At 69.9% G+C, this 23,306-nt stretch carries 20 protein-coding genes and 2 pseudogenes; 14 read left to right on the top strand and 8 right to left on the bottom strand.

What is annotated here, in order from left to right; translation table 11 throughout:
- On the top strand, positions 1 to 192 hold a 192-nt coding region (locus ACZ4EG_RS19120), incomplete at its 5' end, for a hypothetical protein (RefSeq protein ID WP_467791366.1).
- A gap of 839 nt (positions 193 to 1,031) precedes the next feature.
- On the opposite strand, the gene ACZ4EG_RS19115 is transcribed toward ACZ4EG_RS19120, so the two are convergent.
- The 6 genes and pseudogenes from ACZ4EG_RS19115 to ACZ4EG_RS19090 all read right to left on the bottom strand — a co-directional run bounded on the left by ACZ4EG_RS19115 (position 1,032) and on the right by ACZ4EG_RS19090 (position 11,777).
- Positions 1,032 to 3,038, bottom strand: coding sequence for an Ig-like domain repeat protein (locus ACZ4EG_RS19115; protein WP_467791365.1), 2,007 nt, complete (start codon positions 3,036 to 3,038; stop codon positions 1,032 to 1,034).
- A 369-nt stretch (positions 3,039 to 3,407) separates the two neighbouring features.
- Positions 3,408 to 4,096 (bottom strand): annotated as a pseudogene (locus ACZ4EG_RS19110) (class I SAM-dependent methyltransferase).
- A gap of 363 nt (positions 4,097 to 4,459) precedes the next feature.
- The gene (locus tag ACZ4EG_RS19105) at positions 4,460 to 5,881 is read right to left on the bottom strand and encodes a cryptochrome/photolyase family protein (RefSeq protein ID WP_467791364.1); all 1,422 of its coding nucleotides are present in this window, start codon (positions 5,879 to 5,881) and stop codon (positions 4,460 to 4,462) included.
- Between the two features lie 16 nt (positions 5,882 to 5,897).
- Positions 5,898 to 7,424 (bottom strand): SDR family oxidoreductase, encoded by a 1,527-nt coding sequence (locus ACZ4EG_RS19100; RefSeq protein WP_467791363.1) that lies wholly within the window; start codon positions 7,422 to 7,424, stop codon positions 5,898 to 5,900.
- A 685-nt stretch (positions 7,425 to 8,109) separates the two neighbouring features.
- Entirely contained in the window at positions 8,110 to 10,083 is a 1,974-nt protein-coding gene (locus ACZ4EG_RS19095; RefSeq protein WP_467791362.1) for a SpoIIE family protein phosphatase, read from the bottom strand.
- A 773-nt stretch (positions 10,084 to 10,856) separates the two neighbouring features.
- A complete protein-coding gene (locus ACZ4EG_RS19090) occupies positions 10,857 to 11,777 on the bottom strand; it encodes an NADP-dependent oxidoreductase (protein WP_467791382.1) in 921 nt (306 codons plus the stop codon).
- A gap of 320 nt (positions 11,778 to 12,097) precedes the next feature.
- Between ACZ4EG_RS19090 and ACZ4EG_RS19085 the strand changes: the two are divergent.
- Together ACZ4EG_RS19085 and ACZ4EG_RS19080 are read left to right on the top strand one after the other, a co-directional pair.
- Positions 12,098 to 12,232 (top strand): annotated as a pseudogene (locus ACZ4EG_RS19085) (serine/threonine-protein phosphatase); the annotation flags it as partial.
- 263 nt (positions 12,233 to 12,495) lie between these two features.
- Complete coding sequence (locus ACZ4EG_RS19080; protein ID WP_467791361.1) at positions 12,496 to 14,262, top strand: PP2C family protein-serine/threonine phosphatase; 1,767 nt, start codon at positions 12,496 to 12,498, stop codon at positions 14,260 to 14,262.
- Between the two features lie 33 nt (positions 14,263 to 14,295).
- Here ACZ4EG_RS19080 and ACZ4EG_RS19075 read toward each other — a convergent pair whose 3' ends face one another.
- On the bottom strand, positions 14,296 to 14,970 hold the full coding sequence (locus ACZ4EG_RS19075; RefSeq protein WP_453547262.1) for a hypothetical protein: 675 nt from the start codon (positions 14,968 to 14,970) through the stop codon (positions 14,296 to 14,298).
- Positions 14,971 to 15,396: 426 nt separating this feature from the next.
- On the opposite strand from ACZ4EG_RS19075, the gene ACZ4EG_RS19070 reads away from it, so the two are divergent.
- From ACZ4EG_RS19070 to ACZ4EG_RS19020, 11 genes are all read left to right on the top strand, one after another.
- Complete coding sequence (locus ACZ4EG_RS19070) at positions 15,397 to 15,657, top strand: hypothetical protein (RefSeq protein WP_453547260.1); 261 nt, start codon at positions 15,397 to 15,399, stop codon at positions 15,655 to 15,657.
- Positions 15,658 to 15,734: 77 nt separating this feature from the next.
- On the top strand, positions 15,735 to 16,049 hold the full coding sequence (locus tag ACZ4EG_RS19065) for a hypothetical protein (protein WP_467791360.1): 315 nt from the start codon (positions 15,735 to 15,737) through the stop codon (positions 16,047 to 16,049).
- A gap of 193 nt (positions 16,050 to 16,242) precedes the next feature.
- Positions 16,243 to 16,677 (top strand): DUF5994 family protein, encoded by a 435-nt coding sequence (locus ACZ4EG_RS19060; RefSeq protein WP_467791359.1) that lies wholly within the window; start codon positions 16,243 to 16,245, stop codon positions 16,675 to 16,677.
- 71 nt (positions 16,678 to 16,748) lie between these two features.
- The gene (locus tag ACZ4EG_RS19055; protein WP_453547252.1) at positions 16,749 to 17,192 is read left to right on the top strand and encodes an STAS domain-containing protein; all 444 of its coding nucleotides are present in this window, start codon (positions 16,749 to 16,751) and stop codon (positions 17,190 to 17,192) included.
- The gene (locus ACZ4EG_RS19050) at positions 17,159 to 17,647 is read left to right on the top strand and encodes a DUF5994 family protein (RefSeq protein ID WP_467791358.1); all 489 of its coding nucleotides are present in this window, start codon (positions 17,159 to 17,161) and stop codon (positions 17,645 to 17,647) included. The genes ACZ4EG_RS19055 and ACZ4EG_RS19050 overlap by 34 nt, the downstream gene beginning before the upstream one ends.
- Positions 17,644 to 18,060 carry a DUF5994 family protein gene (locus ACZ4EG_RS19045; RefSeq protein WP_467791357.1) on the top strand — a complete coding sequence of 139 codons (417 nt, stop codon included), beginning with the start codon at positions 17,644 to 17,646 and terminating at the stop codon, positions 18,058 to 18,060. Before ACZ4EG_RS19050 ends, ACZ4EG_RS19045 begins: the two co-directional genes overlap by 4 nt.
- A 154-nt stretch (positions 18,061 to 18,214) precedes the next feature.
- Positions 18,215 to 18,553: a MerR family transcriptional regulator gene (locus ACZ4EG_RS19040; RefSeq protein WP_467791356.1), complete on the top strand. Its 339-nt coding sequence runs from the start codon at positions 18,215 to 18,217 to the stop codon at positions 18,551 to 18,553.
- A gap of 230 nt (positions 18,554 to 18,783) precedes the next feature.
- Positions 18,784 to 18,987 carry a cold-shock protein gene (locus ACZ4EG_RS19035; RefSeq protein ID WP_030736617.1) on the top strand — a complete coding sequence of 68 codons (204 nt, stop codon included), beginning with the start codon at positions 18,784 to 18,786 and terminating at the stop codon, positions 18,985 to 18,987.
- A gap of 242 nt (positions 18,988 to 19,229) precedes the next feature.
- On the top strand, positions 19,230 to 20,714 hold the full coding sequence (locus tag ACZ4EG_RS19030) for a DEAD/DEAH box helicase (RefSeq protein WP_467791355.1): 1,485 nt from the start codon (positions 19,230 to 19,232) through the stop codon (positions 20,712 to 20,714).
- 79 nt (positions 20,715 to 20,793) lie between these two features.
- Positions 20,794 to 21,192 (top strand): CBS domain-containing protein, encoded by a 399-nt coding sequence (locus ACZ4EG_RS19025; RefSeq protein WP_467791354.1) that lies wholly within the window; start codon positions 20,794 to 20,796, stop codon positions 21,190 to 21,192.
- Positions 21,193 to 21,259: 67 nt separating this feature from the next.
- Complete coding sequence (locus ACZ4EG_RS19020; RefSeq protein ID WP_361617340.1) at positions 21,260 to 21,547, top strand: SCO5918 family protein; 288 nt, start codon at positions 21,260 to 21,262, stop codon at positions 21,545 to 21,547.
- 483 nt (positions 21,548 to 22,030) lie between these two features.
- Here the strand turns inward: ACZ4EG_RS19020 and snpA are convergent, their stop codons facing one another.
- Positions 22,031 to 22,795 carry a snapalysin gene (gene snpA / locus ACZ4EG_RS19015; RefSeq protein ID WP_467791353.1) on the bottom strand — a complete coding sequence of 255 codons (765 nt, stop codon included), beginning with the start codon at positions 22,793 to 22,795 and terminating at the stop codon, positions 22,031 to 22,033.
- Between the last annotated feature and the right edge of the window lie 511 nt (positions 22,796 to 23,306).

The following is a 23,306-nucleotide window of genomic DNA, read 5'->3' as shown; positions in this document are numbered from 1 at the left end:
TGGGCATGGCTCCCCCTCCTCATGGGCCTGGGGATGATCAGCGCCAAGGTGCCGAGCCTGTTGCTGGCGCCTCACCGTGTCGTCATGATCATGGACAGTCTCAACGGCGTGCTGGCAGCCATAGGGCTGATCTTGGCCCTCCGGGCGGGGCGTCGCTTCTTTCGGGCGCGGGGTCTTCGCACGCTCGATTGACGGCAGCGCGGACGGCAAACAGCGCGGACGGCAGCGGCACCCGGCAGCTTGACGCGGAAGTACGGCCGAACTGTTGGGCCAGGCTGCAAGAGCGTGCCCGCATCGTCTAAGCGCCGGGCCGTGTCCCCTGTAACTGCGTGACAACGCCCACGCACACCTGCGGACCGTCGCCACAGGTGAGAAGCACACGAGGCCAAGGTCGAGTGCCCGCCCAAGTTGCTTCGGGACGAAGCCGTCATCGCCCAAGGTCTCGCCGCCGCGCTTCGGCCGGCGCGGCTTGCTCTGGTCGACGCCACCCGCAGCGTGGCTGAGACCGGTGGGGGTGCAGCGAGGCACACACGTGCATGGTCGGTCGGCGCGCCCGCCGTCGTGGCTGACTTTCGGCGGCTGAGGTTCAGGCGGGGGGATCTGTCTGGGGCGATGACCGTGCCGCAGAATGAGTGGGTGAGCGGCGAACCTGTCAAGTCCGCCCCTGGCAGCCAAGCTCAGAGCGCGGATTCGATTCCCATCACCCGCTCCAGCACAAAGCCCCGGGCCAGCAGCCCGGGGCTTCTTTGCTGTCTAGACCTGTCTAAGCGTCTCGCGCCCGATGCCCCCTCGCCCGGCTGGTCAGCCGTCGCGTTGCGCTGCCCTCGGACATCCGATCCAGCCCGACCGCCACTTTCCTCTGCCGCTCAAGATCCGAGTGCTGATACATCAGCGCGGCCCGCTCCGAGGAGTGGCCGGCGCGCGCCATGTGTCCTTGAGCGTGGCACTCGGCTGTATCGCATCCCCTGAGGAAGATGTATCCCAAGGCCCGGCGCGTCATCGGATGCGCCGGGCCTTGGGGGCGGGCGGCCTCAGCTGGTGAAGGTGAAGTACTTCCAGGAGCCGTGCGTGGTCGAGTTCACGGTGTCGCCCGAGGAGTCGTTGATGTAGGACGACCGCACGCGCATCGAGTAGCCGGTCTGGTGCGTGCCGCCCAGTTCCACCACCGACTTGCCCGTGGAGTCGAGCTTGAAGTACTGGGACCCCGCCGACCGCCAGGCGCCGTCGTAGTAGATCTGGAACTGCAGCCTCTGCGAGCGGCCGGGGTAGGCCGTCATCGTGGTCGTGAGGAGCGGATTGGTCGTCTTCCGGAAGTAGTACTTGGTGTGCCCGTTGACCGTGGCCGTCTTGTAGTAGCGGCTCAGGCTCAGCGACACCCTGACCTTCGCGCCCACCCAGCTCTTGGCCGTCTTCGGGGCGGTCCGCGCGTCGCCGGAGAAGTACGCGCTCACCGTGGTGTCGCGCTTCAGGGGCAAGGTGACCGACAGGTTGCCCTCGCTGTTGACCGTGCCGGTCTTGACCAGGTACTTGCCCTTGCCGTCGCCCGCGGTGTCCGCGTAGAGCGAGAGCGTCCGGTTCTTGTACGTCGTGCCGAGGTGGGCGGTGAACATCACGTTACTGGCGTAGGCGTAGATGTTGCCGTTCTTGTTCACTGTCAGGGTCGTGGAGCTCCGGGAGACCTCGACCGTGTCGGAGGCGGAGGCAGTCGTGCGATCGGCGTCGCCGGCATAGGAGACCTTGTACGTGACCTTGCCGCCCGCGGGCGGGGTGTCGGTGAAGGAGAAGGTCCCGTCCGCCTTCACTGTCGCGGCCGGGAGCGCCTTGCCGTTCGGGGACTCCAGGTCCGTTCGGGTGACCGCGACGGTGGTCCCCGCGGGCAGCCCGAGCGTGTTCGTGACCTTGCCGGAGACGGTCAGCGACTTGGCACGGTCGGCCGTCGCCGGGGCGTTCACCGTGATGGTGGTGACGGCCTTGCTGGGGTCGGTGACGACGCGCAGGCGGTACCTGCTGCGGAGGTCGTGTGTGACCGCGAAGAGCCGGCTGCTGTCGGGCGCGAAAGCGAGGTCGCCGTGGTCGAGCAGGGTCTGTTGGGCGACTCCATTCTGGTAGTCGGTGAAGTTGGCGGTCCGCCTCGGGGCCGTGCTACCCGGCTTGTAGATGGACACATGGGGGAGGTCGAAGGAGGCGTAAGTGTCGGTGCCCACCGCGACGAGGCCGTCCGGCGCGACATCCACCGACCGCTGTTCCCAGTAGCTGCTGGGATACCTGATGGTCTCTGACAGGTCTGAGGTCCGAAAGACCTGCTGGAAGTCGCCTGCTGTGGTGGCCACCACGAGCTCTGTGCCGTCAGGGGTGAGCGCCAGGTCCTCCGCGGTGTTGCCGATGGCCGCGTCCTGCCCGCCGAGGAACGCGGTCCGGCTGGCCGTGCCGGACGACACGTCATAGATGCCGAGGGTGAAGTAGTACTGGCGCGAGCCGGCCGCCAGGGTGTTGGGAGCGCCGGGTGCCGAGTCCAGCAGGGGAGCGTCGTTCCACGTTCCGTCGGCCTCCTGGGCGAGCGAAACCTGCGTCTGCCCGCCGGACAGGTCGAGAGAGCCGATGTTGCCGTGACCGACGCTGCCATAGCCGAACCAAAGTTTGCCGCCCGCGAGCGCTAGGTGCTGCGGATCTGTGCCGTCACCCGTCGCGTACCGCCCAGTCTCGGTGACCGTCGCCGTGTCGATGGCCACGATCTCATCAGTTCCCGGCACGGCGACGTAGACCGTTGCCGAGTCGGCGGAAAGCTCCAGGCCGTCAGCCTGCGGCAGCGAGGTGATCGTCCCGATGACGGTGCCGTTGTAGTCGGTGGCAACGACCTTGCCTCCCGACGGGTCACTGATGAAGACCCGCTGGTGAACGCCGTCCACGATGATGTCGCCGCTGGACGTGATGGGCAGCGCGGCGCTGCTGTCGGCGAGAGCAGGGCCCGCGGCCGACCCGATCAGGGCGACAGAACTGAGAGCGACCGCGAGCGCCGTCACGGCCGAAATGCTGCGCACACGCACAGTGATGCAACCCCCACTAGGAAGACAAGACTGCCCACAAGACCCCTGGAGCCCCTTCAGGGTTGTACGGCACAACTGCGCAAGTCTCCGCAGTTGCCACCGGATGCCGCCCAGGAGCCGAGCACCTCCGAGCACCTTCTACCAGGCGCGCACTCGGTATGGCTCGGTCCAACGGTGGTGAGTGTCCAACTGCGTGACAACGCTGGCGAACAGCCCCAGACAAGCGCGGACGGCGGCGGGCCATCGCAGCAGGTCAGCGGCACACTCGCCCCTACTTAAGCCCCCTTCGGGTTGCTTCGAGACGAAGAGGCCGCTCGGTTACGGTGCCGGCCGCCGCGCAAGGAAGACGAACTCCCGGCCCGGTCAATCGGGCGCATCGCGAACGTCCTCGACCACGTAGCCCCGCGCGCGACCAGGTCCGCCTCGACCTCCTCCCGCTCACGAAAGCGCAGCGTCGAATCCGAGGTCAGCACCTGTGCATCCGCAGCGAAGACATAGGTCCAGCGGAACGTTACGAACGGCCATCTGGCCTCGACGAGGTCACCCAGTTCTCTACGGCCCCGACACCCGGAATTTCCGTCACACGGTACGACGCGTCGCGGTTCCACGCCTCCCAAGCATGCTTCGCTGGATTCCGGGTCTCGAACACCAGACGCCCACCCGGCCGCAGAGCGTCGTAGGCCCCCCGCAGGGTGTTCTGCCATGCCTCTGGGGCAGCGATGGCCTGGGCCACGTTCGCCGTCATGGTCGCGAGATCGACCTGCAGCGGCGGAAGTGCTGTCGCGTCACCACAGACCCACCGCACCCGCTCCCCACCTCGGCTTGGTCCTGGCCACGTCAATGGAAGCCCGGGCGGGATCAATCCCGACGACCTCGATCCCGCGATCAGCCAGCAGGAGTGCGAACACACCTGTCCTGCTGCCGATATCGAGCACCCGGCGCGCCTTGAACTCCTCCACGACCCTGACGTACGCATCGAGATCGCTGCGATCGGGATCGAGCGGGTCGTAGATCGCGGCCAGCCGTGGGTGTCCGAAGCACTCGTCAGACATGCGGCCGACGATACCCAGGGACGGCACTCAACTGCTTCTGAATTACAGCGGTGCCCAGCAGTATGGCAGGAGAGTGGAGCTTGCTCTGTTACACGCGCGCCTGATCGTTCGACGCACCCGCCATCGTGGTTGACGTTCGTCGACTGAGGCGCAGAAGTCCAAGACCAAGCCTCCGGTGTTCGGGGAGGACGAGGGCAGGAGGCGTGCCATTCGCGTGCCAGAACCTGCGGGGACTCACGGGGAACAATGGGGAATCAACGACGCACAGCCAATGTCCGCGGCCCAGTTACGCCGCAGGTCAGTACGGAAGTAGTGCCCAGAAGACCCAAGCTTCCCAAGCTGAGAGCGCGAGTTCGATTCTCGTCACCCGCTCTGTGATGAAGCCCCAGGCCAGCGGCCTGGGGTTTTGTTTTGTCCGGGCAGTCGGCTCCGCCGCTCCCTGAAACGGGCGGCGGCCGCGGCGAGATCCACGATCGGGGCGGGGTAGTCCAGGCCCGCACGGGTGGCTGCGTCGAGGTGGGGGACGCGGTGGACCGCGGTGGCGTCGAGGTGGCGGAGCTCGGGGAGCCAGCGGCGTACGTACTCCCCGCGAGGGTCGTACCGGCGTGCCTGGACGAGTGGGTTGAGGAGCCGGTTCGGGCGGGTGTCCGTGCCGGTCCCGGCGACCCATTGCCAGTTGAGCTGGTTGTTCGCAACATCGCCGTCGACAAGGAGGTCCAGGAAGTGGCGGGCTCCCACCCGCCAGTCCACGTACAGCGTCTTGGTGAGAAAGCTTGCCGCGAGCAGGCGGGCCCGGCCCGGCATCCAGCCCTCGTGGCGAAGCTGTCGCAGGGCGGCGTCGACGACGGGGTAGCCCGTGCGGGCGTCCTGCCAGGCTTCGAACTCCTTCGTGGTGCGGCGCCAGCGGTCGTGCCGGGGCCGGTAGTCGTGGTCGGCTGCGTCGGGGCGGGCCGCCAGGACCTGGTGGTGGAAGTCCCGCCAGGCGAGCTGGCGGACGAAGGCATGCGCACCGGGATCGTCCTGGGCGCGGACCCGATGCAGCAGTTCGGTGGGTGAGAGGCAGCCGAAGTGCAGGTAGGGGGAGAGCCGGGAGGTCGCGTCGGCGGCCAGGTCGTCGTGCCGGTCGTCGTATGCGGAAAGCGGGCCCGCCAGCCATGACCGCAGCCTGCGGCGGGCCTCGGATTCCCCGCCGGCGGGCAGGCCCGGCGACGTGGAGCCCGACGCGAGGGACTTTGCGCGAGGAAGGCCGGCCGAGCCTACGTCCGGTAGCCGTACGGCGGCCGGTGCCGGCAGGACGCCGCGCACGGAGAAGCTCTCCCATCGGCGGAAGTACGGGGTGAAGACGGCGAAGTGGCCCTTGCCCGCCGGTGTCAGTGCCCCCGGCGGTACGACCGTCAACGAGGCGTCGTGGACGCGTAGTTCGCGTCGGTCGCCGGCCAGCTCCGCGCGCAGCCGGTCCTCGCGCCGTGCCGCGTAGCGGCTCACCCCGCCCGCGATGTGCACCACGGCTGCCCCGGTCTCCGCCGCCACCCGGCAGGTCTCCTCGACCACGTCGCCGACGCGCACCACCAGCCGGCCGCCCCGAGCCCGCAGGGCCGCGTCGAGGTCGGCGAGGCTGCCGGCGAGGAACGCCGCGCGGTTGGGTCCGGCGAAGCCGGTGCGGCGGATGCCGGTGTCGACGACGAAGAGCGGGACCACACGTTCCGCGTCCTTCAGAGCGGCCTGGAGGACCGGGTTGTCGTGCACCCGCAGGTCGGCGGTGAACAGGGCGACCGAGACGCGCACAGTTCCTTGAGCCCCCTCAGTGAGTACGGGCCGGTTCAGGGGCGGCCGATTCGGCCGCGGCGGCGATGTTGCGGGCCATGCCGCCGAAGACCGCGGCGTGGAAGGGGGCCACGCCCCACCAGTAGGCGTACCCGGCCAGGCCGTGCGGATGGAACAGGGCCCGCTGCCGGTACACCGTGCGCCCCTGTGGATCCCGGTCGACGGCCATCTCCAGCCAGGCCAGGCCCGGCAGCCGCATCTCCGCGCGCAACCGGAGCAGCCGGCCCGGCTCGATCTCCTCCACTCGCCAGAAGTCCAGGCTGTCGCCGACCCGCAGCCGGGTCGCGTCCCGGCGGCCCCGGCGCATGCCGACACCGCCCGCCAGGGTGTCCAGCCAGCCCCGCAGGGACCAGGCCAGCGGCGAGGAGTACCAACCGTTCTCGCCCCCGATCGCCTCCACCACCCGCCACAGCGCCTGCGGCGACGCCGCGACCGTGCGCTCGCGGTGATCCGTGTAGAGGCTCCCGCCCGCCCAGTCGGGGTCGGTGGGCAGCGGGTCGCTGGGGGCGCGGGGAATCGAGGCTGAGGACCACGTGGTGGCAACGTCCGCGTCCTGCACGCGCCTCAGAGCCAGCCGGATCGCCCGGTCGAGGGTGACTGGTCCCTCCGGAGGGTCCGGCACGTAACGGACGATGTCCCGCTCGGCGCAGACCACCTCGTGCTTCAGCGACTCGACCAGCGGGCGCGCGAGAGCGCCCGGCACCGGGGTGACCAGACCGACCCAGAGGCTGGACAGTCGGGGGGTGAGCAGCGGAACGGGGACAATAACGCGTTTCGGCAGCCCGGCGACGACGGCGTACCGCCGCATCATCTCCTCGTACGTGACGATGTCCGGTCCGCCGATGTCGAAGGCGCGGTTCACGTCGTACGGCAGCCTCGCGCATCCCACGAGGAAGCGCAGCACGTCGCGGACGGCGATCGGCTGGATGCGGGTGCGCACCCAGCTCGGGGTCACCATCACGGGCAGCCGCTCGGTCAGATATCGCAGCATCTCGAACGAGGCCGAACCCGACCCGATGATCACGGCTGCCCGCAGTACGGCGGTCGGCACGCCCGAGGCCAGGAGGATGCGGCCCACTTCGGCGCGGGACCGCAGATGGGGTGACAGTGCGTGCTCGGGTACTCCGGAAGGGCTCAGACCGCCGAGGTAGACGATCCGACGGATTCCGGCGGCACGCGCCTGCTCACCGAAGATCCTGGCCGCGCGCCGGTCGGTCTCCTCGAAGCCCCGACCGGTGCCCAGCGCGTGCACCAGGTAGTACGCGACGTCCATGCCCTCCATGGCCGCGCGCACGACCCCCTCGTCCGTTACGTCCCCGCGCACGGCCTCCGCCTGCCCAGCCCACGGATGGTCCCGCAGCTTGCCGGGCGAGCGGGCCAGGCAGCGCACGGAATGCCCGGCGGCCAGCAACTCCGGCACCAGCCTGCCGCCCAGGTAACCGGTGGCGCCGGTGACCAGACAGCGCAGCGGCCGGTCGTCGTCGGTCATGCCGATCGCACGCATGTCTGTCGAGTGCGCCTTGTCCGGCGACGGTCGGCGGACCGGGGCGCAGGAAACGTCATGGCTCTCATGTCCTCCCGGGACGTGACTTCCGATGTGCTTCGTCACTGTTCCTCTGAGCCCATGCTTGGGGGCGAGGACGAGCACCGCAACCTCGCCGCTCCCGGCCGGAGGGTGGTGACAACGGGGTCGGCGCACGCCTGGGTGCCAACCGTCCAAGAGCACCCACCAGTACGCCTTCCACGGTTACGGCGGGCAGGCGCTGGTGCCGGCGTCGGGCGAACGCCAGTCCTCACGGGTGAGGTCTGCCTCGACCTGGGACAACCAAGAAGCGGAGGCCATGGATGCCTCGCCATACGCGTATCTGGAACGCTGTACCGCCTGCAAGTGGCAGCGGGCCGCCAAGATCCATGGCGAGCGGATGATGAGTACCAGATGAGCCGCGTTGGCCTGGTGGCGTTTGTCATGCCTGCCTGCGGGGGGTGACATCAACGGCTGACACCAACAGACGCGGACGCTGGCGGCCAGCGCTGAAACTCACCGAACCATCGGCCGAGGATGTCGGCGGGTTGATCGACGTTGCCGAGACCCATGATCGACCTGATAAGGACGAGGCCAGATCTCAAAGCCTGTGCCGGCATGGGCGTCGTCATCGACCGATTGATGGCGCCCCGCCAGCGTGATGCAGTCACGTACGTCGTATGACCAGCACTGCCACATCGTCGAGGTGGTCGACCGCGACCGCGGCGTCGAGGATGCGGTCGGCGGTCTCCTCGGCGTTCAGCCCGTCGTGGACGGCCTGGGCGGCCAGCTCTCCGGCTCGCTCCAGTCCGGCTTCCAGCGTGAGGCCCGGTCCTTCGACCACGCCGTCGGTGACCATGACCAGCGCACTGTCCTCGTCCAGGGTGAAGGTCTCCTCACGGTACTCGGTGCCGGGCACGACTCCCAGGACCGGCCCGCCCGGCAGCTCACGGACCTCGTGGCTGCCGTCCCTGTGCGCGCAGAGCACCGGCACATGGCCGGCACTGGTGCCGGTGACCCGTCCGTCGTGCGGGTCGACACGCAGGATGGTGCAGCTGGCGAATCGTGCCCGATCCATCGTGACGAGCAGCTCGTTGGTCCGCATCAGCACGGTTGCCGGATCCGGTTCCTGGGCGGCGATCGCACGCATGGACAGGCGGACCTGTCCCATGAAGGCGGCGGCGTCCACGTCGTGCCCCTGTACGTCGCCGATCTCCAGGGCGATCGCGCCGTCGGGCGTGACGAAGGCGTCGTACCAGTCTCCGCCGATGTCCAGCCCGTCCCGGCTGGGTCGGTAGCGGGCGGCAACCTGCAGACCCGGGAGGTGCTCGGGCAGCGTGGGCAGCATGGTCTGCTGCAGCGCCATGGCCAGCTCGACGCGTGCCTGTTGCAACCTGATGCGCCTCAGTGCCTGGCCTGCCAGGTCGGCCAGCGTGCCCATGAGGGTCCGCTCGTCCAGGGACGGCCGGTATCCACTGCCGTAGGTCATCTCCCACGCTCCGAGTGGCGGATTGCCGGTCTCGCTGAGGGGCGTGATGGAGACGGTGTAGTCGGAGCCGATCCGAGCGAGCCACGGCAAGGATGCCCCGTCCGGCCAGCGGCGGACGTAGTCCTCCTGGTCGGGGACGAACTGCGGCTTGCCGGTACGAATCGCTTCGGGCAGCGGGCTGGGATGGTCCAGTGACATGCCCTGCAGGGCCTGCGCCTCCCCCGTGCATATCCCGGCGTCGCTGGAGACGCGCAGCCGGCCGTGGTCGACGAGTGCGAACAGGACGCCGGTGGCGCCGAACGTCGCGGCTAGCCGGGTCAGGACGACCTGCTGCAGTTCCTGCTCCGTGGCTGCGGCGATCAAGGCGGAGGAGAAGTCGGCGGTGGCTTTGGCGCGCTGTCGTTCGGCAGTCAGTGCGGCCTGCGCCTTCTTCTTGCGCTTCTCCTGTTTGGTGTCGTCGCGGACCACCCCGAAGATCCGTTCGGGGCCGTCGTAGCCCAGCTGGATCCGACGGGTCTGGGCGGCCAGCTGGTGCCAGCCGTCGTGCCGGGTGAGGTACTGGTACCTCACCCAGGGGGAGGGGGATTGGGCGGGACCCGAGCGCAGGAGCTGCCGGAAAGCCTCCCGGTCGTCGGGGTGCACTGCCGAGATCACTCTGGACAGCGGCGCGGTGAGATCCGGGTAGAGCGCGACCAGGGCTGGTAGGCCACCGAGCCACTCCAGCTGGCGCTCATCGTGCGAGTACATCCACAGGCCGAGGTCGGCGGCCTCAGTGGCCAGCCGGAATGGGATCAGCAGACTGGCCAGGTCATTGCGCGCATCCAGGGCGTGCACCCAGACCAGCTGCTCGTCACCTGCGGGATCCGTCACCGGCTGCGCCTCGAACAAGCAGGCAACGGATGCTCCGCCGCGCCCGGGGAACTCCAGCACCCGCATCGCGACCGTTTTCATCTTGGCGGCGTGGGCCACAAGACTCTCGGCCGACGTCCGCTGGCTTGCGGGCCACAGCTCACCGAAGTTACGGCCCAGGCACTGCTCCGCCGACCTGCCCAGCGCCGTGGCCATCGCAGGGTTGAGGCTGCGGATGGCACCATCTGGCGTCAAAAGAGCCGCCGGGTCGGCCCTTCGAAGAAGTTCGTCCGAGGCATCCATCCAGTGGCTCCCTGGCACATACCAAAACATCCCCTTCACTCATATTCGCGCATTTTGTCGCGACGTCTCAGTGAAGGGGGGTGCGTCTGACCGCCTGCGCCGAGTGACGACGGCAGGGTTCCCGCTGGAAACGGTGGACGGCGGCCCGCGAAGGGGGGCGACGGAGCTCGGTTGCGGTACAGCAACCCCAGCGATGGCCCATGGCCTGTAGCGTCCCTTGGAGACTTCGACGCGACCGCGATGAACGCCGTCGACCGATCCACATAGAGCTACGGATCAGACGGTGCCCGTGCCCCATCCGTGCCCGATCGCACGGGGAACCGCGGGGAACCACGGTGCCGAGCGGGCACCGCACAACGCAGGCCCCTGACCAATTCGCCTGGTCAGGGGCCGTTCACCTGCGCGGTGGGTGTGGGGGAAAGGCATTTGCCGCAGCCCACGCGGTTGTGAATCAACTCGGGTCCGGCCTGCTCGGTGCGCCACAGCCGCCGCACCGGATCGAGCGGGGAACAACGGGGAGTCACGGTGAAAGCGGGCGCCGACGACGAGCCCGCAGCCCAACCGTTCGCCCAGGTCAGCACCCAAACCAGCCACAAATGATCGCAGCTTCCCAAGCTGAGAGCGCGAGTTCGATTCTCGTCACCCGCTCCATGGTGAAGCCCCAGGTCAGCAACCTGGGGCTTACTTTTTGTCCAGTCCAATTTAGGGATGGCATGCCCTCCGCGTGTCCTGACAAGACGACAACCGCATTGTGATCACGCTTGCTCTCCCATTCAGCCCTCCACGACCCTGATGATCGTCTTGCCGGGGGTGCGCCGGTCGCGGGCGAACGCGGCGGGCGCCTCTGAGAGCGGCCGCACCGCTCCGACGACGGGTTTGAGCCGTCCGTCCCGGAGCCACTGGACGAGGTCAGTGAGCCGGGCACGATCGGGTTCGACGACGAAGAAGAGGGCCCGTCCGTCCTTGGGATGGACCTTGGGGGGCGCAGCGATGGTGACGAGCGTGCCGCCGGCGCGCACCAGCGCGGCCGAGCGGTCGAGGATCTCGCCGCCGATCACGTCGAACACCACGTCGACTTCGCCGGCACCCTCCAGTTGATCGGCCTGCAGGTCCAGGAAGGCATTCACGCCCAGACCGAGTGCCGTCTCCCTGTCCGCCGCCCGGCCGGTACCGATCACCCGGGCTCCCGCCTCGCGCGCAAGCTGCACCGCGATCGACCCGACGCCGCCCGCAACGCCGTGGATCAGGACGGTCTGGCCGGTCAGGAGGCGCGCATGGTCAAACAGGCCCTGCCATGAGGTCAGCCCGGAGATGGGCAGCGCGGCGGCCACGGTGTGGTCGACGTCCGCAGGAAGCGGAGCAAGGTTGCGGGCCTCCACGGCGACGTACTCGGCCAGTGACCCGTTACGGGCCCAGTCGGTCAGTCCGAATACCCGCTGGCCGACGGTGAGGCCGGTGGTTCCATACCCCAGCTTGGCGACGACACCCGACACTTCGTGCCCGGGCACGCTCGGGGTCCGCGCGCGGCCGGCGCGGTCCGTCCAGGTTGCCGGCCAGTCGAGCTCTCCGGGGGTGAAACCGGCGGCGTGCACCTGCACGATGACGTCGTTCTCAGCGGCCTGGGGATAGGGCATGTCCGTCAGGGAGAGGCCGCCGACGCCAGCGTCAGGGTCTCGGACAGTGACGGCTCGCATGGCAACTCCTTGTTCGGTGCAGTTTCCGGAATCCGAGATGTGCGGCCCGTCTGCGCGTGGCGTGGTCAGTCGGAGGAGCCGTGACTGGCCATGACCCATCTCAGCGCCTGGTCCACCGCGAAGCCACTTCAGGCGGTGTATCCGGGGCAAACGATGGACGCTGGTGTGGTCGTGATCTCGACCGGCATACACGCGAAGTCCCGGCAGCGACGGCAGGCTCGTAGAACCAAGCGATCACGCTGAGCGGCCATTGAAACTCCAGGCCGAAAGTCGTTCCACCGACCTCACGTCCGCGTCAGCTTGGGGCGGCGGTGCCGCATTTGCCGCCGCAGCTGATCGCGGAGGTGGTGGCCAGGATCGGAGGCCGTGACGTCTCCATACTGCTCCAGGACTACGCGCAGGAGCTGCTGGTGCCGCTGCCAGGCAGAAAACTGCACGTCAGCGAGGTCCAGCCGCCCCATGTTCGAGGCCCAGGTCGGAGACCTGGGCCTTGTTGTTGTGTCCGGTGATCAGCCGCCGCGGGCCAACCGGCCTTCCGTCGCAGGAAAACCGCCGTGCCCGGCCGGAGCCGCCGTACAGCGGTATCACGGAGGCGCCGTCGTGTCGGCCGTGCGGCCGAGTACGCGCAGAGGGACCATCGGGGTACCGACGCCTCCGTGCTCCCGGGGGCCGGGACCCCGGCGGCGGTGCGGTCTGTGCAGGGAAGGGCGGCGGCGCGGTGGAGGGCTCGAGGTCCGGCGGAGAGCACGAGTGGCGGCTGTCGGCAGCGGAGCCGCGTCTGTGGCAGCGGGTCGTCGAGCAGCTCGGCACGGCCATGGCCGTGATCGACCCGGCGGGGCGGATCCTCGCGGTCAATCCGGCCGCCGAGCGGCTGCTGGGGCGCGCGGCAGCGGTGGTCTACGGGCAGGACCTGCACGACCTCTGCCATCGGGACCCGGGAGGCGCCCGGATCCCACGGGAGCGCTGCCCACTGCTGCGCGCACTGGCCGAGGGGCGTTCGGCACGCGGGGACGACGACAGGTGTCTGCGGGGCGACGGACGGCTGACCCGGATCTCCTGGTCGGCTACGCCTCTGACGGACGACGGCGTCGCCCAGGGCATGGTTCTGCTGATCGTCGAGACGGCGGTGGACCGCCATGCCCGTAGGGAACGCGCGGAACGTGCCGAGCAGGCGGAACGGGCGGAACAGGCGGAACGAGCCGCCCATGCGCGCGCTCTGGAGAGTCTCGCCGAGCGGCTGACGCTCGTCGCGGAGATCACCGACGTGCTCGGTCAGACCCTGGAGGTGGATGAGGCCCTCGCCCGGCTGAGCCGACTTCTGGTTCCCCGCCTTGCAGACTGGGCGGCCGTGGACCTCCGGGTCGGCTCCCGTCAGGTGCACCGGGTGGCGGTGACCGGCCCCGAGGGCCGTGACGCCGGGCAGGAGGACTGGCGCGGTCATCTTCCGCCGGCCGGGGCGGCGGCCTACTCGCCCCTGGTCCTCGTGCTGAACGGAGGCGGCCCCGTCCTCCAGGACCGGGCGGACATGGACCTATCGACCGACTCCCCTCTGGCCGCCGCCCACAGCGCCTTCCTCGGAGCAACCGGCGCGGCATCCGTCATCACGGTGCCGCTGGGCCCCGCACGGCAGGTCACCGGTGCCCTGACATTGGTGCGCACCGACCCGGCACGTCCCTTCGACACCGGCGACCTGAACGTGGTGAGCGACATCGGCCGCCGGGTCGGCCTGGTCATCGACAACGCCCGCCGGTTCGGCCGACAGCGCGCGGTCGCCGAGGCCATGCAACACAACCTCCTCCCCCCGCTGCCCCGGCACGGCCGCATCCAGCTGGCCGCCCGGTACCAGCCCGCTCCGGCCGGCTCGCAGGTCGGTGGCGACTGGTACGACGCGTTCACACTCAGGGACGGCACGCTCGCCCTGGTCATCGGCGACGTCGTAGGCCACGATCTGACCGCCGCGGCCGGCATGGCGCAGCTGCACGGCATCCTGCGCTCACTCGCCTGGGACCACACCGGGCCGACCGGTGCCGTCGTGGACCGTCTCGACGACGCCATGCACGCCATCACCACTGTGTCGATGGCCACCCTCGTCCTCGCCCGGGTGGAAGGCCCGGACACCGGACCCTGGACGCTGCAGTGGACCAGTGCCGGGCACCCGCCACCCCTGCTGCTGACCCCCGACGGGAACGCGCAGTACCTCGAAGCCGGGCAGGGACTGCTCCTCGGAACCCACCTGGGCGCCGGCGCTCCTCGCCCGAGCGCCTCCCACGCCCTGCCGCCGGGGTCCACGCTCCTGCTCTACACCGACGGCCTGATCGAGGTTCCCGGCAGCGACCTGGAGACGGGGCTCGGCCGACTGCGCCGCCATGCCCTCGCCCTCGCCCACGAACCGCTGGGCACCCTGTGCGACCAGCTGTCGGCCCGGATGCCTCCCGGCAGCACCGACGACATCGCCCTCCTCGTCCTGCGCCTGCCCGTGCCCTGACCAGGGCCGAGGCGTGAGGGATGACGGGGGTGCTCACGTCTCCGGAGCCAGCACCAGAACGCGGAACGGGCCGAGCGGCAAGGCGGTAAGGGCGTCGTCTCCGGCGCTTCGCCACCCCCAGGACCACAGCGCCTCAACGGTCCCGTCGTCCCCGGAATCCACCAACGTGACGCCGAGCACGGCGCCGTGGTCGGCCAGCAGTCGCCGCTGCAGGCGCCGGGCGAGGTTCCAGGCACGGTCCTGGTACTCCCGGCGCACGCGGGGCGGGACGACGATCCCGGAGACGACGAAGAGCCCCCCGGAGGCGGCGCGGCGGAGCAGATTCCCCGGGAGACGGCCGTCGAAGCCCTCCCACCACGGACCGGCGTTGCCCGCGGGAAAGCCGTAGGCGCATCCGGTCAAAGCGGTGGTCTCCGCGATCAGCAGCGAGAACCCCGGCCGTCGCGCGTCGGCCGCGAGATGCCGCAGAAAGGCGGTACGCGCCTGGTTCCACGCCCATGGGCCGCCACCGGAGGCCTCCGCGTACAGGTCGCCCAGCTCCTGCAGGCGGTCCTCGACCTGGCAACGTGTCAGCGGGCGGAGGCGTTCTCCCTCGTGGGGCGAGGATCCCTGCTCCCGCTTCGGTCGTCCCGGCGTGCGCGACTTGCCCGGTGCGAGTCGGGGCGCAGGAAGGTTCGAGGTCGTCGGGAGAATCATGTGCGCGGTCATGGCGCGAACCCTGCCCCGGGCGCGAACGAAGGCCGCCCCGGCGTCGTCGGTCGCCGAGAGCGGCACCGGTGTCGGAGCCGGTACGCGGCATGCCCTCGGTGTTTCCACCGTACTCCGGGCCGGGCCCGCCACAGTGGCCCGGCGGTCGCCGACGACTGCGGCAGCCGGCGCCGAGAAGGGCACCGGCCTTCCGCAAGCGTTCGCTGCTCTCCGGCACAGGCCGCCCCAGGCCGACCCCGATCGGCCACGGGGGTCTGGCAGCCGGCGGGCGGCCGGAGCGCCGGTCGGCCGTGGCACGCACGGCCGCGCTTACCCGGCATACCCTTCAGAAAGGGGCCGCCGTGGAAACGCGTCGCAGTCCCCGCGCCGTCGCCCGGCCTGCCGGACAGCGACCGCTTCGTGCCCGTCGCCTGCCAGGAGGTCCGTATGGATCACGAGCCCTTGCCCTCCGAGGGCCACGCAGAGGTCCGCATCGTCGCCGCGACGCCTGAGGTCGCCCGTCGAGTCGCCGAAGTGCTGCGGCGCTGCTTCGCCTCGACCGAGCAGCGCAGCTACCCCGCCGACCGCGGAGAAGGGACCCGGCTCCATCTCACCCTCGACACTGCGCACGCCGCGGAACCCGCACGGTCCTGGCTGGCGACCAGCGAATCGACAGACCATGACCAGACACACGCCGACGAGGTGTGACCCGGGTCTGCGAGGCCACCAGGATCCGCCGTCGCATCCGTCCCCCACGGCCGTCAACACCTCGGAGAACGACAGCCATGACGAAACTCCACGAACGCAAGCACAACCGTGAGTTGGTCCTGAGATCCCTGTACGAGGCTGCGGAGCACAACCGCCCCGAGGTCAGCGGATCGGCGCTTCGCACCGAGCTGGGCCTGCCCGACGAGGACCTCTTCGCCGCCTGCGCCTATCTCGCCGACGAGGGCCTGATCAGCGTGGACTGGACCTCGCACCGGACCCCCGCGGCCGTGTCGCTGACCCACGAGGGCATCCGCCTGATGGAGGAGCAGGAGGAGGAACAGGAGGAACAGGAGGAACAGGAAGAGGCAGAGAAGACACGGTCGGACGACTGACCCGCCCGCTTCTCCTCGACCGGGAGTAGCCTGGCCGTACCGAGGGCTTTTCGCGCAGCGCGACCGGCGGTGCCGTTCCCGGCGAGTGACGAAACCGGTTGTCGTCCCACGACTCCCGGGACGGGACCGCACGATGGAACCCAGCAGAACGCCGGCGGGATGCGCGTCCGCGGACGACGCGCACACGTATCGCATGCCCCTGCCGCGCCTGACCCTCACCCCGGACGTCAGCCATGGCCCGCTGGACGGAGCGTGGTGGCCGCGCTGTGACGCGCTGGAACTCGAACTGCCCGCGCTCGTCTGCTCGTTGGAGCCGGAGGCTGGCACCACGGTACGGGTCATCGTGGACCCCGCCGAATGGCCCGACGCGCCGCACACGGTCATGGCGCCCGGCCGGGTGATCGCCGTGGAACCGGCCGGACCCGGAAGCGAGGCACACGTCATCACTCTGGACTGCGGCACCGTGGGACGCTGGGCGCTCCTGGTCGTCCCGCCCGAGGAGCCCGCGGGAACAGCCGCCCGGCTGCTGGCCGCCGCGGCCGACCCCGAGAACCCGCTGACCGCCGCGCGGATGCTGGCGCTCGCCGAGACCGGTCGCCTCGGGGGCATGACAGGGGACGCGGAATGAGGCAGGCGGCCCCTTGGACGCCCACGGCCGGAACTGCCGTCCGACCTCAACCACCCTCCTCTCGCGAGCCGTTGACCACTCAAGATGAAGCGCCCGCGCTCTTCGAGGAGTGCCGTATCGTCCGCGCACACGGCGAGCTGGACGCGCAGACCGTGGCGCCACTCGTCCGCGCCCTGGACGAGGCCCGCGCCGCCCGCCCCGGACGACTCCTCCTCATCGTGGATCTGAGCAAGGTGACCTTCACCGACTGCGGCATCCTGCCGCCACTGTGCGAGGCATGGTCCGACTGTCGCGCCCGGGACGGCTGGATACGCATCATCTACGACAACCGCACGACCGACCTGGTCTTCCGCTGCACCGGTCTCCTCGACCTCTTCCCCCCTTATGCCAGCGCGCAGGACGCCTGGGAGGGACGAACGGCCGACGCCGGCGTACCGGACCAGGTCAGCACACATCCGAGGACTCGGCCGGACGGGCCCCGATGCAGACCGGAGCTACCCGGCCGGCACGCGTGACCGCGCGGCACCGGATCACCGCATGGCGGCCCGGAGACAGGGGCCGCAACATGAACGCGCCCAGTGAAAAGCCCGCTCGGTCCAGCCGGAGCCCCCCGCTCCTTCGATTCCCGCACGGCTCGCCCTGCGCCCACCGGACCTTCCCACCCGGCCCCGGGTACGGCGCCTGCCGACCGCGCTCCGACGACCTCGCAGCCGAACTCCCCGCGCTTGCCGAGGTCTTCGACACGAGGGTAGGTCGCGTCGGGCAGGTCGCCGTCGGCCGCAGCACCCGGCCGACCGCCCCGTGCGACCTGCCCGTGACGGGCCACGCCGTGAGGGTCACCTGGTTCACCTCCGCCGCAGCCGCCGACCCCGCCCTTCGCCTCACCGCGAGCGCACTCCTGGCCGCCGAGGAACACCGTCCGGCCGAGGACGACGTACCGCGCCGAACCACTCGACAGGACGCCTCATGAACAACGGACTACGGCCCCCGCAACCAGCCCGGCCCCTCCTCCGCCTGTACCTCGCGCCCGAGAGCACCGTGCCACGCCGTATCGACGGGGCCTGGTGGCCGCGCACCTTCGATCTCCTGGCGGAACTCCCGCAGCTGCTCTCCGGCCTGCCGCGTGCCTGGGGCCAGATCGTCAGTGTCCTGGTGAACGGCGCACTGTGGACGGGGGCACCGGGCCGCATGCTCGTCTGCAACCAGGTCGTACGGCTGCGCGGGACCGCCACGGCGCACGCACCCAGCACCATCGTCCTGATGGCCCCCGGCCATGGGCGTCGGGACCTGCTGGTCGTGCCACCGGAGGCAACCGAACGGGCCGCCGAATCGCTCGTGTCCGCCGCCGGGCTGACACCGGAGCCGGGCCACTTCGCGAGCTGAGTGAGCGGGTCCGAGGGCATCTGTCACGGCGAGGTCACATATCCGTGCCTGCCGGAGTTAGGGTTGTGGCACGAGGCAAATGGTGCTGACTCCTTCGGAGCACGGCTGCCACGCGCACCCGGGTCCCTCGCCGCGTCCCCGAAACGAAGGTGCTATGCCCGCTGAGAACGCCCCTGGCGCCGGCAACCTCGACGACGACGACTATCCCGCCTACACCATGGGGCGGGCCGCGGAGGTTCTCGGCACCACCCCCGCCTTTCTCCGTGCCGTCGGCGAAGCCGGGCTGATCACCCCCCTGCGTTCGGAAGGCGGCCACCGCCGCTACTCGCGCCGCCAGTTGCGCATCGCCGCCCGCGCCCGTGAGCTGGTCGACCAGGGCACCCCCGTCGAGGCCGCGTGCCGCATCATCTCGCTTGAGAACCAGCTCGACGACGCCCTCCACCTGAACCAGGAAATGCGCCGGAAGCTGGACGAGCACGGCGCGGATACCTAGTCCCGCCGGTACAGAAATACGGACCACCGCGATATGAGAATCACCGGGCGATCCCGAAATCACAGTGCCGGTCCCTCCTGACCTGTGTTAACTTGATAGCAGTTGCAGTTTTGGTTGCCAGAGGTTTTTTCTTTGCAGAGCTTTCCGGATCTTTCCGGAGGGGTGATCATCGCGGCGACTCGACTCCGCAAAGTGCGGAGTCCGGCACTGCCCCCCAAGGGAGATTCAATATGGCATCTGGCACCGTGAAGTGGTTCAACGCGGAAAAGGGCTTCGGCTTCATCGAGCAGGACGGCGGCGGCGCTGACGTGTTCGCCCACTACTCGAACATCGCCACCACCGGCTTCCGCGAGCTTCAGGAAGGCCAGAAGGTTACCTTCGACGTCACGCAGGGCCAGAAGGGCCCGCAGGCCGAGAACATCGTTCCCGCCTGACACTGACGCAAACCGTCGCGAGCCAGTGGTTCGCGCATCATGTGGCTGGGGCCCGCGCTCTTGGGGTGCGGGCCCCAGCTCATTGCTTTTCCTCTTTCCGGATTTCCCGGACCGCCGGCCGTCCCGCCTCAGCGTCACGAGACCCGGCTCTTCTTATTTTTCGGCTCATTCTTGCGAATCCTCGTGCGGTCGTCGCCGCTGGACGGAATTCCTCGATACGCCGCATCGAGGAAGGTTCTTCCATGAACCGCACCCGCCGCACCGGCGGCACTCCTGGCAGCCGCTTCCGTACGCAGGGGACGGGCCGCCAGGCTCCCCGTCCGGGCACCGGACGAAGGAGCGGCCAGGGCACACGCCCTTCCCCGCGCCGACAGGAGTTCGCCCTGCCGGTCACCCACACCGAGCCGCTGCCGGCGGTCGAGACGTTCGGCGAACTGGACATGCCCGCACGGCTGCTGGCCGCGCTCGGCGCCGAGGGCTTGACCGTGCCCTTCCCGATCCAGGCCGCCACGCTGCCGAACACGCTGGCCGGCCGGGACGTCCTGGGCCGGGGCCGTACGGGCTCGGGCAAGACGCTCGCCTACGGCCTGCCGGTGCTGGCCCGCCTGGACGGGCAGCGGGCGCAGCCCCGGCAGCCGCTCGCCCTGGTCCTCGTACCCACCCGGGAACTGGCCCAGCAGGTCACCGACGCGCTCACCCCCTATGCCCGCGCCCTGCGGCTGCGACTCGCCACCGTGGTGGGCGGCATGTCGATGGGCCGTCAGGCGAGTGCGCTGCGGGACGGCGCCGAGGTCGTCGTCGCGACGCCCGGCCGTCTCAAGGACCTCATCGAGCGGCGAGGCTGCCGGCTGGAACAGGTCGCCGTCACCGTCCTGGACGAGGCCGACCAGATGGCCGACATGGGCTTCATGCCCCAGGTGACCGCGCTGCTCGACCAAGTCCCGTCCCGTGGCCAGCGGTTGCTGTTCTCGGCCACCCTGGACCGCAACATCGACCTCCTGGTGCGCCGCTACCTCCACGACCCCGTCGTGCACTCGGTCGACCCGCCTGCGGGCGCGGTCACCACCATGGAGCACCATCTGCTGCACGTGCGTGACGCCGACAAGGACACCGCCGCGACCGAGATCGCCGCTCGCGACGGACGCGTGCTGATGTTCCGGGACACCAAGCACGCGGTGGACCGGCTGGCCGACCACCTGCTGTCCGTCGGGGTGCGTGCCTCGGCCCTGCACGGCGGCAAGTCCCAGACAGAGCGCAACCGGACGCTCGCCCAGTTCAAGGACGGCCACGTCACGGTCCTGGTGGCCACCAACGTCGCCGCCCGCGGAATCCACATCGCGGGCCTCGACCTCGTCGTGAACGTCGACCCTCCCGGCGACCACAAGGACTACCTCCACCGCGGCGGCCGTACGGCACGCGCCGGCGAGTCCGGCACCGTCGTCACCCTCGTCCTGCCGCACCAGCGGCGCGCGGTGGACCGCCTGATGGCCGATGCCGGCATCGCTCCGAGTACCGTCCGGATCCGCCCGGGCGAGGCGGAGCTCCATCGCATCACCGGCGCCCGGCCCCCCTCCGGCGTGCCCGTCGCCCTCGCCGCACCGGTCGACGGACGACGCGAGGGCAAGGGAGCTGCCGGCCCGAAGCGCAGGGGCCGGGCCGTCGGCAGTGGCGAGCACGGCCGAGCCGCCGGCCGGGCCCGTCGGCCTGCCCCGAGGAACAACCCATAGCCCAAGCACGGGGATGCGCTCCCTGCGGTCGGGACGAGCCGTCGCCCGTCCTGCCCGCCCCGATGAAGAGGAGAAGCCCTTGACGCCGTTTCCGCCCCGAACGCAGCAGGCCGACGGCACCGGTCTGACCGCCCGCGACGCCATGCACGCTCCCGGACCGCAGGTCGACGACCACATGGCGGTCGACGTGGCCCTGTCCGTGCTCATCGGTGCGCGCGTCCCGCACCTGCTCCTCCGGGACGAGGACGGGCGGTGCGTCGGCCTGGTCACCCGGGCCCAGCTCGCCGCGCACCGCGGCGGCTCGTGGTACAGCGACCGGACCCGGCTGCAGGACATCCCGCTCGACCGCGGACCGTTCACCTCGTCCAGGGCCGCGCTCGGCGAGGCGGAAGCCGCCATGCGGCACCGGACCCTGGACGTGTCCCCCGTGATCGACGAACACGGCTACGCCCTGGGCGTCCTCGCCCTCACGCCCTGACCGCCGTCCGACCGCCGTGGCACGGTCGGCGTCTCCGGTGTTCTTCCCCACCCCCGTGGAGGCATCCATGCGTTGTGTCATCGCCCGTTACCCCTTCGACCTGACCAAGATCGAGGTCGAGCAGTCGATGAGTGGCATCACGCCCGAGCCCGTCACCGGCGTGTCCGTGACCATCGACCGCCGTGTCTATCCCGTGATGCAGGTCGGGGAAGTGATCACCAGGCAGAACCGCCGGGACTTCACGACGGGTGAGATGCGCCGGGCACTGACCCGCCTCGGCTTCACCTGCCACGACGCGCGCCCGGTCATGCCGGCCCGAGACGCGCGAGCCGACGAGGATGCGCTCGGTTGGTGACGCTTTCCGGGGCGACGGCAGCCATGCGCCGTTTCGGGTTGGAAAACCGAGGATGTGGCAACCGGTGTGGCCTGTCCGAGCCACACCCACAGCGCTCCGCAGGTGCGCGCGCAACCGCCAACCGGGCGGGCACCGCCAGAACGGCCGACTGCGACCCGGCAAGGGCCGCGCGCGCCTCGCACCACCCCCACCGATGACTCCGGGCCCTCCGCGTGCCCTTGAGAACGGACAACAAAGGTCCGCAGCGGTACGTCCCGCCCACTTCGAACCTGGGAAGAGAGCGTGTCTTTGCAGGTCAGCGCCTCAGCACCGGCCCAAGCTCCGTCGCTTCATAGGCTGAGAGCGCGAGTTCGATTCTCGTCACCCGCTCCAGCAGAACCCCCAGGTCGTGGGCCCGGGGGTTCCTTGTTGTCTAGACCGGCGGGCGGGTGCCGCACCACTGGCGCACCATGACAGCGAGCCGCTTCCCACCTCGGAACGCAATCAACTCCAAGGCGTGCTGTGGAGCGGACGCCACGGACCGCGGCCCGGTGTCAGGGTCGGTACCGGCGGTACAGTGCTCAGCTGGTCAGAGGGCTGGTTCACCGTGCCCGGGGCCTGCGCGAGTCCGGTGGCCCACAGCTGGTCGACACGCGAGCGCTCGGTGGCGTTCGGGTAGCGGTTGGTGCAGGACGGGCCGGCGGTGCCGCCCGACATCAGCTCACTGCACGGCCCGCCGTAGTCGTCCGGCAGGCCCAGCACGTGCCCGGTCTCGTGGGTGACGACGCGGACCGAGTCGTACTGCCGGCTCTGGGTGTAGTCGAGGAAGACGTAGCCGCTTCCGTGGCCGTTGGTGGAGGCGTAGGACCCGCGCGGGTCGTTGCCCTCGTAGTAGGAGAAGTCGGCACCACTCGACGCCTCCTGGAGCTTGACGTTGGACTCGGAGCTGTTCCAGATCGAGGCCGCGCTCGATATCTGCGAACGGAAGCTCGGTGCCTGGGAGGCGTTGTAGTAGACGGTCACCGCCTGCGCGTTGGGCTGGGCGGCGCGCTTCTGGGCGACCGACTTGAGCACGGCCTCGAAGAACGCCCTGTTGTTCGCGGCCTCCTCGACCGACCCGGCGTACCGCGCCACGGAGGTAGCGGCGGAAGCGGACGGGGTGGCGGCCGTCTGGGCGCTCGCCGGCACCGCCGTGCCCAGCACGCTGGAGGCCAGACCCAGGCCGAGAGCGAGAGCGAGGAGTCTCGCGGAGGTTCGGGACGACTTCATGTGGGGGGCTCCTACTCACTCGGTGACGCCGAGCGCCTCACCTCGGTGACGCCGAGCGCCCGGTGCGCGGTCGACTCTGCGTGAAAACCGGTTCCGAACTGCGGCGACGTCCTGTGGGTCGTCATTCTTAGAACGGCTTGACAGGGAGCGCAAAGGGTCCCCACCACTACGTCGCCTCGTAGGTCCCGGAACCTCGCCAGGGCAGTGTGCGGGTCTCCGGTCCGCAGACGGCGGCGGGAGGGAAAGCTGTCGCGGCGTCAGAAGCCTTGCTTCAGGGGGGACTGGGCGTGCGGGCCGGCTGGGCGGAGTTCCGGGACGCGCGTCGGAATCCACATCCGGGCCAAGACGGACAAATGGCTAAATGTCTGCCGCGTCGCGTCTACTAAGGGCGCCGGGTGATTGGTGGAGCGCTGTGACCGACGTCATAGAACATGGGCTTTTGTTCGTTTCGTGCCCGGGTCGGCCGGCCGACCGGCTCGGCAAGGTCATCCGTCTTGAGCAAGTGCTAGTA

It is taken from the genome of Streptomyces sp. NPDC025638 (assembly GCF_055558775.1).
The sequence above is the reverse complement of the archived record's forward strand: the minus strand, read 5'-3'. Positions and strand labels throughout refer to the sequence as shown.

Excerpts from the sequence above, each read along its gene's own strand:
- ACZ4EG_RS19045 (WP_467791357.1), top strand. The coding sequence starts at position 17,644 with ATGAACAACGGACTACGGCCCCCGCAACCAGCCCGGCCCCTCCTCCGC.
- ACZ4EG_RS19050 (WP_467791358.1), top strand. The coding sequence starts at position 17,159 with ATGCAGACCGGAGCTACCCGGCCGGCACGCGTGACCGCGCGGCACCGG.
- ACZ4EG_RS19095 (WP_467791362.1), bottom strand. The coding sequence starts at position 10,083 with ATGGATGCCTCGGACGAACTTCTTCGAAGGGCCGACCCGGCGGCTCTT.
- ACZ4EG_RS19100 (WP_467791363.1), bottom strand. The coding sequence starts at position 7,424 with ATGCGTGCGATCGGCATGACCGACGACGACCGGCCGCTGCGCTGTCTG.
- ACZ4EG_RS19040 (WP_467791356.1), top strand. The coding sequence starts at position 18,215 with ATGCCCGCTGAGAACGCCCCTGGCGCCGGCAACCTCGACGACGACGAC.
- ACZ4EG_RS19070 (WP_453547260.1), top strand. The coding sequence starts at position 15,397 with ATGGATCACGAGCCCTTGCCCTCCGAGGGCCACGCAGAGGTCCGCATC.
- ACZ4EG_RS19075 (WP_453547262.1), bottom strand. The coding sequence starts at position 14,970 with ATGACCGCGCACATGATTCTCCCGACGACCTCGAACCTTCCTGCGCCC.
- ACZ4EG_RS19065 (WP_467791360.1), top strand. The coding sequence starts at position 15,735 with ATGACGAAACTCCACGAACGCAAGCACAACCGTGAGTTGGTCCTGAGA.
- ACZ4EG_RS19090 (WP_467791382.1), bottom strand. The coding sequence starts at position 11,777 with ATGCGAGCCGTCACTGTCCGAGACCCTGACGCTGGCGTCGGCGGCCTC.
- snpA (WP_467791353.1), bottom strand. The coding sequence starts at position 22,795 with ATGAAGTCGTCCCGAACCTCCGCGAGACTCCTCGCTCTCGCTCTCGGC.
- ACZ4EG_RS19060 (WP_467791359.1), top strand. The coding sequence starts at position 16,243 with ATGCCCCTGCCGCGCCTGACCCTCACCCCGGACGTCAGCCATGGCCCG.
- ACZ4EG_RS19035 (WP_030736617.1), top strand. The coding sequence starts at position 18,784 with ATGGCATCTGGCACCGTGAAGTGGTTCAACGCGGAAAAGGGCTTCGGC.
- ACZ4EG_RS19020 (WP_361617340.1), top strand. The coding sequence starts at position 21,260 with ATGCGTTGTGTCATCGCCCGTTACCCCTTCGACCTGACCAAGATCGAG.
- ACZ4EG_RS19030 (WP_467791355.1), top strand. The coding sequence starts at position 19,230 with ATGAACCGCACCCGCCGCACCGGCGGCACTCCTGGCAGCCGCTTCCGT.